This is a genomic window from Spirochaetota bacterium (genome assembly GCA_004297825.1).
GTDB lineage: Bacteria > Spirochaetota > UBA4802 > UBA4802 > UBA5368 > FW300-bin19.
Map to the genome: position 1 here is coordinate 55,418 of SCSX01000078.1, position 14,731 is coordinate 70,148.

Sequence of the window (14,731 nt, forward strand, 5' to 3'; positions counted from 1 at the left end):
CTGGATGACAGAAATGAACATACGTGAACTGCAGAAATCGCTTGAAGAATTCATATTCGTGGGCCAGGCGCACAAGCTGGGGGTGTTCGATTCGCTCGCGGAAAACCCAGAGAGCGCCGCGGGCCTCGCCCGGCGCATGCGCTGGGACGCGCGGGCGACGCTCGCGCTCCTGGACGCCCTGGACGAGATGAAATACCTGAAAAAATCGAAGGACGTCTACAGCGTTCCCGCGGGCGTAATTAAAAGGCTCGTCGAACGGGAGGGAAAACAGTACGAGGGGGACTTCTGGCAGTTTCTCTATTACCTCGTGAATCCCTGGCGTACGCTCGCGCACGTCTTGAAAACCGGCATGCCCGACAGGCAGAGCTACAAGGATTTTTCCATGGCCGATTTCATCCGCGGAATGGATTCGCCCTGGAAAAAGGCGGTCGCGCCGGAAATAGTCGACGCCTGCCTGAAGCTCGCGCCCCACGCGAAGAGCGCCTGGGACATAGGCGGGGCGCCGGGCACGGTGGCCCGCGAGTTCGCGCTGCGGGGGATCGATACGCTTATCTTCGACCTTCCCGAATCGAACGCCGTGATGGGAACCGAGCTTACCCGGCTCGATCGCGTATCGGTGAAGGACGGCGACGCGACGAATTCTCTGCCGGAGGGAACGTGCGACATCGCCTTCCTGGGAAACCTTTGCCACGGGCAATCCCCGGAAGACAACCGGAAGATACTCCGGATGTGCATGGAGCGTCTCAACCCGAAGGGGATCGTCGTGATCTTCGACAACCTCAAGGGCGAGGACATGCGCGCCGCCACGCTCGCGCTCCACATGATCACGCAGAGCCCGGCCGGCAACATCTACACCCGCAGGGAGTACCTGGGATGGCTGCGCGGGGCGGGTTACCGGAAACTCAAGGTGCAGAAGCTTGCCGATCCCGCGTGGAGCCTTGTGATCGGTTTCCGCTGACGGGGGCGATGCCGCACGGGTGAGCCGCGCGCGATTTAAACGCGCTCCCTTGCCCGGGTTTCCTTGAAAATCCGTGCCCGTATCGGACCCCGCGCTTTTTATCGCCGGACTCAAAAAAGTTTTTGGCCCGGGGCCGATGCTCTTCCATCCCCAATCCGGCGCGGAATGCACAGCCGCGGACAAACCCCACTTCCCAGGAGCGTATGCCATGAGCGAAAATCCCCTTCACCTGCTGATGAACCCGAGGTCGATCGCGGTGGCCGGCGCGGGCAACAACTTCATGAAGATGGGCACGCTGAACGCGCTGAGCATCGTTAAGGACAGCTTCCCGGGAAGGCTCTACCCCGTGCATCCGCGCGAGAAGACGGTGCTGGGACTCCCGGCGTTCGCGACCGTGGCGGATCTTCCCGAAACGCCCGATCTCGCGGTGCTCATCGTTCCCGCCGACCAGGCCCTGGTGCTCATGGACGAGTTCGGGAAGCGGGGGACCAGGCGCGCGATCGTGATCTCGGCCGGGTTCAGGGAAACCGGGCCGGAGGGCGTGCTGAAAGAGCGCGCGCTCGTGGAAACGGCGCGCCGGCATTCGATGCGCTTCGTGGGGCCCAACTGCATGGGCATATTGAATACGGGGCTTCCCCTCAACACGACGGTGGCGGCCATGGACCCCGCGCCGGGGAAGCTGGGCTTTGCCTCGCAGAGCGGCACCTACGTCGCACAGGTGCTTCCCTATCTGCAGAGACGCGGCATCCGCTTCAGCAAGGCCCTGAGCGTGGGGAACGAGGCGGACATCACGCTCGCCGATGTGCTCGAATACCTTGGCGAGGACGAGCAGACGAAGGCGATATCCCTGTACGTCGAGGGAATCGGCGACGTCGAGCGTTTCCTTGCCGTTGCGCGCAAGATCACACCGTGCAAGCCCGTGATTGCGCAGTATATCGGCGGGTCGGAGGCCGGGGCGCGGGCGGGGAAGAGCCATACCGGCGCCATGGCCGGACCGGATTACCTGTACGAGGGGCTTTTCCGGCAGGCGGGCATCATCCGCGTGCACTCGGTCGAGGACCTGTACGGCATAGGATGGGCGCTCGCCTCGCAGCCGCCCATCAGGGGGACGCGCATCGGCATCGTTACGAATTCCGGCGGGCCGGGATCGGCGGTGGCGCACACGTGCGAAACCGGCGGCTTCACGATGCCGCGGTTCTCGGATGCGCTCCAGGAAAAAATCCGTCCCCTCATTCCGCCGCACGCCCCCTGCATCAATCCCGTGGACGTCACCTTCATGATGGACATCAACCTTATCACCGATACGATTCCCGAGATGCTCATGAAGAGCGGGGAGGTGGACGGCATCGTCCTGCACGGGGCCATGCGCTCCGGTTTCATCGCGGCGGTGTACCCGCACCTGAAAGAGCTCATCAACGACGCGCCGCTCGAGTCGATCCTGGGCTCCCTGGGGGGTGGCATCTCGAACGCGGTCAGGCTGCCGTTCACGCACGGAATCCCCATGGCGGTCTCGTCCTTTTTCGGGTGCGAGGACGATTATTCGAAGATGTACATGGACAGCGGCGTCCCCGTGTTCGACAGCCCCGAGAAGGCGGCGCACGCGATGAACGCGCTTTTACGTCACTATCACATTCGCAATCGCGCCCCACACCGGGATCCGGCGCTTCCCGCGGAGTGCCCCGCCGCGCGGCGCGTCCTGGCCGAGGCCCGTGCGAAGGGCCGCACCTCCCTGGACGAGCACGCCGCGAAAACGCTCCTTGCCGCGTATGGAGTTTCCGTAACCGCCGAGAAACTCGTCGACACGGCAGAGGGTGCGGCCGCGGCCGCCGATACGCTCGGGTACCCGGTCGTGCTCAAGGCGTGCGATGCGGAGATACTCCACAAGACCGAGAAGGGGCTCGTCTTCCTGAATCTCAGGTCGCGCGGCGAGGCGGCCGCCGCCTTCACGACGCTGCAGGAACGCGCGGGACGACAAACGGGCGCGGTGATCTATAAAATGGTCATGGGAGAGCGAGAGCTCATCGCGGGCATGACGCGCCATCCCGGATTCGGCCCCTGTGTCGTGTTCGGCCTGGGCGGAATCTACACAGAGGCGCTACGGGACCTGAGCTTCCGCGTTGCGCCGCTTTCCGAAAGGGACGCCCGCGAGATGCAGGACGAGATAAGGGCGTCGAAGGTGCTGGGCGAATTCCGCCGCATGCCCGCGGTCAATCGGGACGCGCTCACGGCAGTACTCATGGCGCTCTCGGCCATCGCGGTCCTGCACCCCGAGGTCGCGGAGATCGACATCAATCCGCTTCTCGTGAGCGGGTCGAACCCGGTCGCCGTCGATGCGCTGGTGGTGCTGGCGGACCCCACGGCCGGGCAAGGCTGATGCGCCCGCGCGGGGATATATAGTTATATAAGGCCGCGCCGCGTTCACGACGCCAGGAAAAACCACCCAAGCACGGCAAGTCCCAGGGCGATGCGGTACCAGCCGAACGGCTTGAAGTCCCGCGTGGAAATATATTTCATGAAGCCGGCGATCGCGAGCATGGCCGTCGCGAAGGACACCGCGAGCCCGACGGCAAGAAGCGCGATCTCGCCGCCGGTGAGCGCGCGCTCCGCCTTGAGCACCGAGTAGCCTGCCGCGGCGCACAGGGTGGGGATCGCGAGGAAGAACGAAAACTCGGCCGCGACCAGCCGTGTAGTCCCCAGCAGCATCGCGCCGATAATCGTCGCCGCGGAGCGCGATGTCCCCGGGACCATCGCGAGGCACTGGAACAGGCCTATGAGGATCGCGTGCCGATAGGACAGGTCCCCGATCGCCGCGATGGGCCCGGGCGCATTCCGGCGCTCGAGCGCGATGAGTGCGACGCCCCCGGCGACGAGCATGATTGCCACGGTGACCGGGTTGAACAGGCGGGACTGGATGAACTTCCCGAAAAGTCCCCCGAGCACGATCGCGGGGAGCATGCCCACCAGGGACTTTTTCCATAATTCGATGACGTCTCTCCGCCCGGCGCTGCCCGCGGGCGCGGCCCACGGGTTCAGCCTCTTCCTGAAATATACCAGCACCGAAAATATCGCGCCGACCTGGATCACAATATCGAAGAGCTTCGCGAACGGGCCGGTAAAATCCACGAACTGGTTCACTATGATGAGATGGCCGGTGGAGGATACCGGGAGGAATTCGGTGATCCCCTCGATGATGCCCAGCAGCAGCGCCTTCAGAAATTCATCCATGTCCTGGCCCCGTTCGATTCGTAAAAAATTTCAGTACCGATATCATCCGCGTGCGGACGACGCCGGACAGTGTTATCGGGGTTTTGTTCCCTGTAAACCAAATTACGCATCAACCGGGGAAACGACGCAACGGGCGTGCTTTATGGCGGGGATCCATGGGCGTCGATTCGACTGGGGGTCCCATTCCGGCCGGGAGGCGCATCGGCCCCCCGCCCGTATCGTGCGAAAAGCGTTCGGGAAATTTTAGAAACGAATACGTGCGTCGGGATTCGAAGGCGGTACTCCCGGGAGTTACGACGTGGGATCGCCGGTACGGCTACGCGCGCACGATGCCGGACACGCCCATGAGGTCCTGGGCGGTGAGCGCGAGTTCCTTCGAGGTGTCCGAGAGCTCGTGGGAACCGAGCGCCATCTCCTGCGTGGTCATGTTAAGGCCGGCGATGCTCTTTGAAATCTCCTCGAGCGCGATCTTCTGCTCGTTCGTCGCGCCCACGATCTTGTTCGATTCGGCAAGCACCCCTTCGAGCGAGCCGCGAATGGCCTTGTTGAGCTCCAGGTCTTCCTTCGCCGAGTCCACCACCCGGTCTATCCGCGCGCCGAATTCCGAAATATGCTGGATCATCCGGTTGAGCGATTCTATGAACGCCTCGAGCCGTGCGTAGGCCTTTCCAATCTCAACGTTACTCGCCTTGAACATTTCGTTGATCGATTTCACGTTGCTCGACGTGTTGTCCGCGAGCTTGCCGATCTCCTCGGCCACCACGGCGAACCCGCGCCCGTGATCGCCCGCGCGCGCGGCCTCGATCGCGGCGTTCAGGGAGAGCAGGTTGATCTGGTCCGATATGTCCTCGATGATGTTCACGGTATCCTGGACGCCCTGGAACTGCGCGCCGGCGCCGGACATGCCCTGGAGGGCGCTCTGAATATCGGCCCTGGATTTTTCCACCATGCGGTTGAGCTCGTCACGGATGGAGAGCGCCTCGGCCATTTTCTCGCCCACGGCTTTTACAATTCCATAAAGGGTGCCCATCTCGTCGGTGACCTTCTGCGTGAGGTCGACCTGCTGTTTCGCCATGGTGTAGACGCTTTCGCCGCTCGCGGTGATCTCTTCCACGCTGGAGGTGACCTCCTCGAGCGACGCGGCCTGCGACTGGGCGTTGCTGGAAAAGCTGTCGGTGGTCGAGGCCATCTGTTCGGTTGACGAGGCGAGTTTGACCGCGACGCCGTTGGTCTGCTCCAGGATGTTTTTAATGTCCTCGCCCTGCCGCCGGCTCTCACCGAGCGCGTCCTGGATGATCTTGTGGGACTTTATGTTTACGGAGAGGATCTGGAGACAGACCCCCGAGGTCAGGATCGTGGCGATAAGCGAATCGGTCATGTTTTCCATGGCCTGCTCGGGGGAGAGAATCCCCGTGGATTTGAAGTAGAGATTATAGGCGACGATCGCGCCCAGGTTAAACAGCGCATAGGCCGAGACCGAGATGCGGTTGGTCACGCTTGTCGCCATTATGAGTATCGTAAAAATGTACACGATCGAGTTGATCGAGGAAACCAGGTCCTGTGTCGCGGTGGTCTGGAAAAGGATGAACCATATCCCCGCGGTCGCGGGGACCAGCATGCAGTGCGCCGCGACGTCGAGATGCCCCCGTTTGGCAAGCACCATGGTCGACATGAATACGACTTCGAGCACCAGGATCAGGCCTACCGAGGCGTTAAATCCTTTACCCTGAAGTATTCCAATCGCAAGGCCCAGCACGCCGAGCGCGAACATGATAACGATTGAAAGGGTAACGAGAAGCTTCGCCCGCTGCTGCTCGCGGTAGCTCGAATTTTCATACTTGGACAGGAAGAAGGCGTTGAATTCGGATCGCATGGGTGGTAACTCCTGGAATTCGGCGTGGAAACGCTCCGGTCTCCAGCCGGTGATGGACATAAGCATATCATGATTTTCGCGGTTCGCAAGTGTTTTATTGGCTCTGATCTTATCGGGGCGAGGGTTCCGTATTTTTTTTCGGGGGAAATGCGCTTACTTCATCCCGAGCGGCTCGCCCTTTTCGAGCCTGTCGACGATTTCGCGAAGGCGCCGCCTGCGGGTTTCGTCCTTTTTCGCGGAGAGCACCCATCGCAGGTAAAGCGCGCGTGTCGAGGGCGGCAGACCCTCGAAGGCGAGACGGGCGGGGGCCGATGCGCGGAGGGCGTCCATGATCCAACCCGGTATTTCAATCGGTACCGGTTCAGTTCCGGTGTCCGCTGATTCTGAAAGGTCGATTCCCGCGAGCGACTCCATGCCCGCGGGCGTCATCCTTCCCTCCGCGATCATACGGCGCGCCCGCCTCCTGTTGGTTGCCGACCAGGCGCCCCCGGGCTTGCGGGGCGCGAACCTTTGGGCGTATGATTTCCCGTCTACGGTCCTGACGAGGTTGTCGATCCAGCCGAAACAGACCGCTTCCTCGACGGCCTCTTCGTAGCCCATCGAGGGAATCCCGGTGCGGGCCTTGTAGAACAGAACCCACACGAGCCTTTCGGACGAGTGGTTGAGCTCAAGCCATTCGCGCCACCGCTGCCGGTTCTCGAAAAAAATGGGATTGAAGGGGCTCATACGCGCGGCGATCCTCCGGGGAAAATTCCGGTACTGAATGGAATCAAGGAAGCAACGATCATAGAGGCAGTATATCGGAATATCCCGGCCGGGGCAAGAAAAACCCCGGTGCGCGGGAGAGGGGATGGGTGCCGGTTTTATGAGGAGCGCGGGGGAGGGTTTGCCATTTCCCCGTCGTCCTCCAGGTTTTCGAGCGCGGTCAGGACCTTTTCCTGCGCGGAAATGATATCGGAAATGTCGGGCGGAAAGTGGAGGAAGCTGATAAGGTCTTCAATGAGCAGGTCCTTCGCGCGCGGGGTAAGGCAGGCGCACATCCTTGAGATTACGGTCCCGCTCGCCCCGGAAAGCGCGACGATGAGCGCGTGCGTGTCGATCTCGTGGAGGGTTTTCATGATATCCTCGTTCGAGAGGTCCGCGATCGCGCGCTCGAGCAGCGCGGTGTCGTCCGATACCGGCGGGCGTCCCTCAAGGCGGGCGAGTATCTTCGAGGTAGTTCCCTCGTATTCCTCTTCGCACAGGGAGTCGATCGCGCCCCGGTAGGATTCGGCGAAGAAAACCGCGAGGAGGTCTTTCATGGAGCGCGGGATGGTGCCGGATTGGACCATGAGCAGCCCTTCGAGGAGAATGCCGCGCTCGAGCAGCTCCCGGCCCCGGTATCCCTGGGATAGTATCTGCATCTCAAGGGCCTTGCGCACTGCCTCGGGATCGGTGCCGTTTACCACCAGATCGAGACCCATGCGGAGGAAGGGGTGACCGGCGTCCTCCAGGTCGTCTTCGAGCGCGAGCAGGCCTTCCCTGCGGGCCTTGAGTCCCATGTTCATGAGCCTGGGGATGAGACGCGCGCATTCCCGGCGCTCATCATCGGTGCAGGCGATCCGCTCGGCGAAATTCCAGTCGTAAATCATGGTTCCCCCTGGATGGCGCAACAGCGCGTCGGTTGACGGAGCGCCAGGCTATCGGCCCCGGGAATCGGCGTGTTAAATATGAACCGGAAGTCTTATTAAAGCATGCGCGAGTTTTTTTACAGCACGCGTGCGTATCTGTCAATAAAAAAGACTCCGGACTGCTGCATATCTTATCGGCCCCCGGCCCTGAAAGAGTATAAAATAATTACCGCTTGAATTTTCGGCGACCCGGCTTGTATTCTTCCCTTTCAGGCCGCGCGGCAGATCAATCCCGCGTGCTGCCTGCGGTTTTCACCACGGAGGATACATGAAGGGTCCGGATGCCGCCTCGATGATGCGCCTTCTAAAAAAAGCGTGCGCCGGGGGATGCGCGTTGCTCGTCGTATGCGTATGCATAAACGCGTACCTTATTTTTTCGACGAGGGGGCTGATACGCGAGGCCACGTTGGACGGTGCCGCGTGCGATGCGGTGCTGGTGCCGGGCGCAAAGGTGTACCGGGGCGGCGGGCTTTCGCACGTGCTCGAGGACAGGCTGGAGTCGGCGCGCGCACTGTACGTTCAGGGCGGGGCGGGGAAGCTCCTGCTCTCGGGGGACCACGGCACGCGGTACTATGACGAGGTCAATGCCATGAAGCGCCATCTCATCGCGAAGGGCGTACCCGCGGAGGATATCTTCCTGGACCATGCCGGGTTCGAGACCTACGACAGCGTGTATCGCGCCGCGGAGGTGTTCGGGGTAAAGCGCGTGGTAATCTGCACACAGCGATTCCATCTCTACCGCGCGCTCTACATTGCCCGCGCGCTGGGACTGGAGGCGTACGGCCTCTCGGCGGACCGGCGCGTGTACCGGGGATGGATGCTGAACGAGACGCGCGAATTTTTCGCGCGGATAAAGGCATTCTTCAAGATTCTGCTGCGCCCCGCGCCAAAATTCCTGGGCGCGCGCATCCCCATTAACGGGGACGGCAGGAAGAGCTGGGACTGATACGCGTGTCCCGTTACAGCATGACCTCGAACGAACAGGCCACCGAGTGGAAGTAGTCGAAATGGCTGTTGAAGTAGCGCGCGTAGTCGCCGGACCTGTCGGTCATGAGAAGGGTCCCGGAGAAGCGGTATTCGAGCCGCAGGCCGCTCTGCACCGCGCCCGCGGTGAAATTGTAGAGCACGCCCAGCGTTCCCCCCGGCGATAAAATTCCCATGCCCAGGTACTTGTTGTTGCCGGCGGCCGCTTTATCGTCGCCGATATACGCGGTATCGTGATAATAATCGTACCAGTTCATACGGGTGTAGCCGTAGCCGCCAAAGAGCTCGACACCGATCAGCGGGTTGAACCCCGCGCCGGAGGAGCGCAGGAAATTGTTCGCGCCCACGCCCGCGCAATACGATTTGAAGCTGATCACCTGGGGCGTCGATTCGCCTATCACGGTTCCCGCGGCCGGGTCTCCCTCTTTATCGATTTCCGTGTAGCGGATTTTCGGGGCCATGTAGTTCCGGTACCTGAGCCCGGTCCAGATGTCCAGTGCCTTGGTTTTCCGAGAGGTCCCCCCCAGGCGGTCGATATCCTTCCAGAGAAAATGGTAGATGGCCGAGACCTGGCGGTTTTTCATCACGAAATCGCGGCGTTCGGTCTTTTGGGTCGTATAGAGCGGAGGTTCGTAGAATTCATAATTAATTCTCCCAAACCGATAGGTTTCGGAGCTGTAACCGAGCTCGATCCCGAACAGGCCCGCCGCCAGGTCCAGGATCGCCGATGCGCGGCGGCTCACCGCCAGATCGTCGGCGGCATCGCTTCCCGTTTCGACGCTTCCGTGCCCGGTCCCAAAGTCCGATTTATACTGGAAGCGGAAGAAGAGGTTCGTGAACGCGGCCTCGGCGCGTACGTAACCCATGTAGATGGGCGCGACGTCGATGTCCATCTTGCTCCGGGCGTCCCGCGGCGCGCGGGAGACGGTGTTGTAGAAATAGCCTTCCATGCCGGCGCTCACGATCACGGTGCGGCGCGTATCGGCGGTCTCTTCCTTCAGGGAGCGCGCCTTGCGTGCCTGGAACTCATCCTCTTCGGGAATCCGTCCGAGCGACCCGCCCGCGTCCTTCCGGTCCAGGAGGTTTATCTGCCCCCGAATCATCTCCCCCCAGGCCTCGTCAAGGGATAGTATTCCCGCGTTCGGGGAGACGCGCGCAAAGGTTTTCCCGGTTTCGTCATAGGTGAAGTACTCGTATTCCCACGAACATCCATTCACGGGAACGCTCATCCTGATCAGGGTGAGCACGTGAGTCCCGCCGGTGTCGAAAATTCGCGCGCCGTCGATCTTCGTCATGTTGACGGTCGAGGAGGACTCGAGCCTGTTCTGCTTGGTCACCTGGTCGTACACGTACCTGCTGGTGGTACAGGTCTGCATCCCGGGCCGATACAATCCCTGGCCCTGCATGAGCGCCGCATAGCCCATCGCCCCGGTTTCGCTGAAATCGCGCTTTCTGCCTGCGGGCTGGCCCTGCCAGTATATCCGGTCCTCGTAGAAACCGGGTCTTGTCCGGGAACGGTCGATTACGTCCTCCAGGCTGTAGCAGGAGGTCAGGGCAAATAAAACGGCCGCGCCGAGCGCGGCGAATGTTCGCAACGGTTTCGTTTTCATGGACACATTTGAACATTGGATGATTTTTTTTCAAGTATAATCGGCGCGTGGCCGCATGCCCCTGAAAAATGATTGCCCTTTCCGCCGGTCATGCCCTATGCTACGACACCGATCGGGACGAAGGACGATGACAACTCACGGGACACATACGAGACAGGTTTTCGCGGGGAGCCTCGCCATAGGCGGAGGCGCGCCCATTTCCATCCAGTCAATGACGAGCGTCCCCCTTGAAGACGTTCGCGCGACCGTCGACCAGATCCGCAGGCTCGAGGCCGAGGGCGCCGCGCTCGTGCGGCTGGCGGTCCGCAACGAGGAGGCCGTCCGGTTCCTGAAAGAGGTGCGGCAAGAAGTGACCCTGCCGCTTTCGGCGGACATACATTTCAATCACAGGATCGCGATCGCCGCGATCGAGGCCGGTATTGACAAGATTCGCATCAATCCAGGGAACATTGGCGGGGTCGACAAGGTGAAGGAAGTGGTTCGCGCGGCGCAGGAGCGGGGCGTTCCCATCCGGATAGGCGTGAACGGCGGCTCGCTTGATACGACGCGCTACCCCGAGGCGACCCCCGCAAACATGGTCGCATCGGCGATGGAGCACGTGCGCATTCTCGAGGACTGCGGCTTTCGGGATATCGTGGTCTCGATAAAGTCGTCGGACGTGGTGCAGACGGTGGAGGCGAACAGGCTCTTTTCGCGCGCAGCCGGTTATCCCCTTCACGTTGGCCTCACCGAGGCCGGGTATGGGCTGGCGTGCACCGTTCACAGCAGCGTGGCTATCGGCTCCCTGCTCCTCGAGGGGATCGGAGACACCGTGCGCGTATCGATGACGGGGGACCCGGTCGAGGAGGTGCGCGTTGCCAAGCGCATACTCGAAGCGGCGGGACGGCGCATTCCCCTCCTGCGCATCGTCGCCTGCCCCACCTGCGGCCGCACCGATCCCGGGCTCGACCTTCTCGCGCTCGCGACGTCCGTGGAGACCGAGCTCACGCGGCGGTTTTCCGACGCGCTCCGCGCGCGCGGGCGTGCGATCGTGATCGCGGTGATGGGGTGCGAGGTGAACGGACCCGGCGAGGCGGCGCACGCCGACGCGGGGGTCGCGGGGGGCCGCGGGGGGAAGATGCTCCTGTTCGCCCGCGGTAAAAAGCAGAGGATGATACAGGCCGCGCGCGCCGTGGAAGAGCTCGCGTCGGCCGTGGAAGATTTGCTGAACGCCGGTAACGGCGCGACTGAACACTGAGGAGGGCGCATGGACCGGGAGCTCATTTTTCCAAAGGGATTCTTGTGGGGGAGCGCGACTTCCGCGTTCCAGGTCGAGGGCGGATGTACCAGCCACGATTTTTACGACTGGGCGGTGCAGGGCCGGATCAAGGACGGGACCAATCCCGTGGACGCGGTCCATTTCTGGAAGTACTACAAGGGCGATATCGCGCTCATGAAAAAGATGAACCACTCCGCGGCGCGTATCGGCCTCGAGTGGGGGCGCATAGAGCCGGAGCGGGGCAATTTCGACAAGAAGGCCATCGCGCATTACCGCGCCATTCTGGGAGAAATGAAGAAGGCCGGCATCAAACCCATGGTCTCCATTCATCATTTCTCGAACCCCATGTGGTTCGTGCGCGACGGGGGATGGGCCGGCCGCGAGGCCGTGCGCCGCTTTGCGCTATTCACGGAGCGCGTGGTCCAGGACCTGGGCGACCTTGTCCACGTGTGGATCACGATAAACGAGCCTGCGGTCTATGCGACGCTCGCGTATCTCTTTGGCGAGTTTCCCCCCGGAAAAAAAAGCCTTCCCCTCATGTTCCGCGTCCAGAACGCGATGGCCGCTGCCCACGTCGAGGCCTATGGACTGATACACGGGATTCACGGACGCAAGGGCTGGCCCGCGCCGCTCGTGGGCGTCGCGAAGCACCTGCGCACGTTCGATCCCTTCAATGAGAGAAATCCCCTGGACAGGTTCGGCGCGGGCCTCGCGGACAGGTATTTCAACAATTATTTTCTGGAACGCGTCATGCGCGACAAGAGCACACTTGACGTGTTCGGCATCAACTACTACTCGGGGGACCTTGTAAAATTTCCGCTCAAGATGCTGGGCCGGGCCGCGCTCCCGAAAAACAAGCTGGGATGGGATATCTACCCCGAGGGCTTCTACCGCGTGCTCATGAGGTACTGGAAGCTGTACGGTCTCCCCATCTATGTGACAGAGAACGGAACCTGCGACGACAATGACGAGCTTCGTCCACGGTACATCCTGGACCACGCGGAGGCCATGCACAGGGCTATGGGCGATGGCGCGGATATCGCGGGCTATTATCACTGGTCGACCATGGATAATTTCGAGCTGGTGGACGGGCTCATGTCCCGTTTCGGCCTGATCCACGTTGATCACGCGCATCCCACGCGAAAGCGCAGCATAAAAACGAGCGGCCGGCTCTATGGCGAACTGGCGAAAGCAAACGGCATAACGCCGAAGATCGTGAAGAAATATGTGCCCGAGTGGACTCCCGGTTTTTAGCCGCGCGGGACGCGCGTTTGACGAGATTCCGGTGGGCGAATATACGATAGGTCTCGAACCCGCGGAGGCGGAGCGGGCCGCGGCGGCGCACGCGGAAAGGATAAAAAAGGAATTTTTCCTGAACGCAACCCCGGCGCATCCGGTGCGGATAGAGCGGTTGGGGATCGCGCGAAGCCACGTGAGCGGCGCGGATTTCGAGATATTTGCGCGGGAAACCGGTTACCGCACACTCGCCGAGGTCGAGGGCTGGGCCTGGACCTGGGAGAGGGGATGGGTCAAGCGCGCGGGACTCTGCTGGCGCGCTCCCTTTGGGACAGAGGCCGATAAGAATTTTCTGGACCGATACTCGGATTTCCCGGCCCTCCAGCTTTCATGGAACGACGCGGTACGCTACTGCGAATGGCGCGCATCCCGGGAGGGGATGCTCATCCGACTCCCGCGCGAGGCAGAGTATGAGGCCTGGCTGCGCCGGAGCGGCGTCCGATCGGTCGTGGATGCGGGAGGCGGGGAACCAGGGCCTGCCCGCACCGTGGAGGAATTTCTTGAGTTGCTGGAGCGCGCGTCGGAGAGCCGGGAAGGGTATCGGCCCCCCGGCCTCGTATGGGAATGGACCGCCGACTGGTTCGATGCCTACCCGGGCGGCGTGCCCGGCAGGGAATTCGGAGCGACGTACAAGGTGTTGCGCGGCGGCTCGCTCATGAGCGATGTTGCACAACGCGGGCGTGAGTATCGCTTCCGGCGCTGTCCCACGGCGCGGAGCCCGTTCTACGGGTTCCGGTTCGCGATCAGGCTTTGACGGCGGTAGTGGTTTTCCGCGAATCAGGGGCGATGGCCGCGTGCAAATTTTTTTGAGAAACAGGTCGCCCGCGCGATGAATTTAAAGTATTTAGTTATATAGGCGATGAAATGCGGGAGTGGTTCCATAACATCCCTGATCGTGGGGAGGAGGGGTTATGCCGGGGAGGATTATAATAACCGGGGGAAGCGGTTTCATCGGAAGCGCGCTCGCGCTTGAGTTGGCGGGTACAGGATATGAAATCGTAGTTCTTTCGCGCGACCCCTCCACCGTGTCGAATCCGTGGATCAAAGGCGTGCGCGCGGTGAAATGGGATGGATACAGTTCGGAAGGATGGCTCGATCTCGCGGAGGGTGCGGCAGCGATCGTAAACCTGGCGGGGGACAATATCGGGAGCGGCTACTGGACGCCCGACAAGAAGAGGCGGATACTGGAAAGCCGCCTGCGCGCGGGAGCCGCGGTGAGCGACGCGATCGTGAAGGCGAAGAAAAAACCGAAGATGCTCGTGCAGGGCTCGGCGGTGGGCTACTACGGGAACACCGGTGATTCGGTCGCCGACGAGCGTACTCCGAACGGCGAAGGTTTCCTTGCGGAAGTCTGCCGCCAGTGGGAAGCGTCCACTGCGATCGCCGAAAAGAAAGATGTGCGAAGGGTAATCATCCGGACCGGTGCCGTCCTGGGTGGTGGGGGGATGTTGCCGATGCTCATCCTGCCCTTCAGATTCTTCGCCGGAGCGATCCCGGGCAGCGGGAGGCAATGGATATCATGGATCCATGTGCGGGACGAGGTGCGCGCGATCAGGTTTCTCATTGAAACCCGGAAAGCGGCGGGCGCCTTCAACCTTGTGTCGCCGTGGCCCGTGCGTGCATTCGAATTCTACAAGTCGATCGGAAGGGCCGTTCATCGACCGGTGCTCCTCCATGCTCCCGCATTCGCGCTTCGTCTGCTGCTGGGACAAATGGCGGACGACCTGGCGCTCACCAGCCAGCGGGCGCAGCCGTCGGGGCTCGAGGCGCTTAAATTCAAATTCGAATTCACGGAGCTTAATGCTGCGCTTGATGAAATCCTGAAAAAGCGCGGTCTCCGGTGACCCGCTGTATATC

12 protein-coding genes are annotated in these 14,731 nt (G+C 61.7%); 7 read left to right on the top strand and 5 right to left on the bottom strand.

The features are described 5' to 3' along the window. Positions 1-4 precede the first annotated feature (4 nt). Together EPN93_17020 and EPN93_17025 are read left to right on the top strand one after the other, a co-directional pair. Complete coding sequence (locus EPN93_17020) at positions 5-958, top strand: methyltransferase domain-containing protein (GenBank protein TAL31782.1); 954 nt, start codon at positions 5-7, stop codon at positions 956-958. A gap of 136 nt (positions 959-1,094) precedes the next feature. Then, complete coding sequence (locus EPN93_17025) at positions 1,095-3,332, top strand: CoA-binding protein (GenBank protein TAL31783.1); 2,238 nt, start codon at positions 1,095-1,097, stop codon at positions 3,330-3,332. A 44-nt stretch (positions 3,333-3,376) separates the two neighbouring features. Here the strand turns inward: EPN93_17025 and EPN93_17030 are convergent, their stop codons facing one another. The 4 genes from EPN93_17030 to EPN93_17045 all read right to left on the bottom strand — a co-directional run bounded on the left by EPN93_17030 (position 3,377) and on the right by EPN93_17045 (position 7,687). Then, on the bottom strand, positions 3,377-4,183 hold the full coding sequence (locus EPN93_17030; GenBank protein ID TAL31784.1) for an undecaprenyl-diphosphate phosphatase: 807 nt from the start codon (positions 4,181-4,183) through the stop codon (positions 3,377-3,379). A gap of 316 nt (positions 4,184-4,499) precedes the next feature. Beyond that, complete coding sequence (locus tag EPN93_17035; GenBank protein ID TAL31785.1) at positions 4,500-6,122, bottom strand: hypothetical protein; 1,623 nt, start codon at positions 6,120-6,122, stop codon at positions 4,500-4,502. Between the two features lie 87 nt (positions 6,123-6,209). Then, positions 6,210-6,782, bottom strand: a complete 573-nt coding sequence (locus tag EPN93_17040; protein ID TAL31786.1) for a hypothetical protein — start codon at positions 6,780-6,782, stop codon at positions 6,210-6,212. A gap of 137 nt (positions 6,783-6,919) precedes the next feature. Beyond that, positions 6,920-7,687 (bottom strand): hypothetical protein, encoded by a 768-nt coding sequence (locus EPN93_17045; protein ID TAL31787.1) that lies wholly within the window; start codon positions 7,685-7,687, stop codon positions 6,920-6,922. 307 nt (positions 7,688-7,994) lie between these two features. On the opposite strand from EPN93_17045, the gene EPN93_17050 reads away from it, so the two are divergent. Beyond that, complete coding sequence (locus EPN93_17050; GenBank protein TAL31788.1) at positions 7,995-8,672, top strand: hypothetical protein; 678 nt, start codon at positions 7,995-7,997, stop codon at positions 8,670-8,672. A 13-nt stretch (positions 8,673-8,685) separates the two neighbouring features. On the opposite strand, the gene EPN93_17055 is transcribed toward EPN93_17050, so the two are convergent. After that, positions 8,686-10,320: a hypothetical protein gene (locus tag EPN93_17055; protein TAL31789.1), complete on the bottom strand. Its 1,635-nt coding sequence runs from the start codon at positions 10,318-10,320 to the stop codon at positions 8,686-8,688. 127 nt (positions 10,321-10,447) lie between these two features. On the opposite strand from EPN93_17055, the gene EPN93_17060 reads away from it, so the two are divergent. From EPN93_17060 to EPN93_17075, 4 genes are all read left to right on the top strand, one after another. After that, entirely contained in the window at positions 10,448-11,557 is a 1,110-nt protein-coding gene (locus tag EPN93_17060; GenBank protein TAL31790.1) for a flavodoxin-dependent (E)-4-hydroxy-3-methylbut-2-enyl-diphosphate synthase, read from the top strand. 9 nt (positions 11,558-11,566) lie between these two features. Next, positions 11,567-12,832: a glycoside hydrolase family 1 protein gene (locus tag EPN93_17065; protein ID TAL31791.1), complete on the top strand. Its 1,266-nt coding sequence runs from the start codon at positions 11,567-11,569 to the stop codon at positions 12,830-12,832. Next, positions 12,804-13,628 (top strand): hypothetical protein, encoded by an 825-nt coding sequence (locus EPN93_17070; GenBank protein TAL31792.1) that lies wholly within the window; start codon positions 12,804-12,806, stop codon positions 13,626-13,628. Before EPN93_17065 ends, EPN93_17070 begins: the two co-directional genes overlap by 29 nt. Positions 13,629-13,785: 157 nt before the next feature. Continuing rightward, positions 13,786-14,718 (top strand): TIGR01777 family protein, encoded by a 933-nt coding sequence (locus EPN93_17075; protein ID TAL31793.1) that lies wholly within the window; start codon positions 13,786-13,788, stop codon positions 14,716-14,718. Positions 14,719-14,731: the final 13 nt, after the last annotated feature.

Coding starts and splice junctions, on each gene's coding strand:
- EPN93_17040 (TAL31786.1), bottom strand. CDS start 6,782: ATGAGCCCCTTCAATCCCATTTTTTTCGAGAACCGGCAGCGGTGGCGC.
- EPN93_17025 (TAL31783.1), top strand. CDS start 1,095: ATGCTCTTCCATCCCCAATCCGGCGCGGAATGCACAGCCGCGGACAAA.
- EPN93_17030 (TAL31784.1), bottom strand. CDS start 4,183: ATGGATGAATTTCTGAAGGCGCTGCTGCTGGGCATCATCGAGGGGATC.
- EPN93_17075 (TAL31793.1), top strand. CDS start 13,786: ATGCCGGGGAGGATTATAATAACCGGGGGAAGCGGTTTCATCGGAAGC.
- EPN93_17020 (TAL31782.1), top strand. CDS start 5: ATGACAGAAATGAACATACGTGAACTGCAGAAATCGCTTGAAGAATTC.
- EPN93_17045 (TAL31787.1), bottom strand. CDS start 7,687: ATGATTTACGACTGGAATTTCGCCGAGCGGATCGCCTGCACCGATGAT.
- EPN93_17050 (TAL31788.1), top strand. CDS start 7,995: ATGAAGGGTCCGGATGCCGCCTCGATGATGCGCCTTCTAAAAAAAGCG.
- EPN93_17035 (TAL31785.1), bottom strand. CDS start 6,122: ATGCTTATGTCCATCACCGGCTGGAGACCGGAGCGTTTCCACGCCGAA.
- EPN93_17070 (TAL31792.1), top strand. CDS start 12,804: ATGTGCCCGAGTGGACTCCCGGTTTTTAGCCGCGCGGGACGCGCGTTT.
- EPN93_17060 (TAL31790.1), top strand. CDS start 10,448: ATGACAACTCACGGGACACATACGAGACAGGTTTTCGCGGGGAGCCTC.
- EPN93_17055 (TAL31789.1), bottom strand. CDS start 10,320: ATGAAAACGAAACCGTTGCGAACATTCGCCGCGCTCGGCGCGGCCGTT.
- EPN93_17065 (TAL31791.1), top strand. CDS start 11,567: ATGGACCGGGAGCTCATTTTTCCAAAGGGATTCTTGTGGGGGAGCGCG.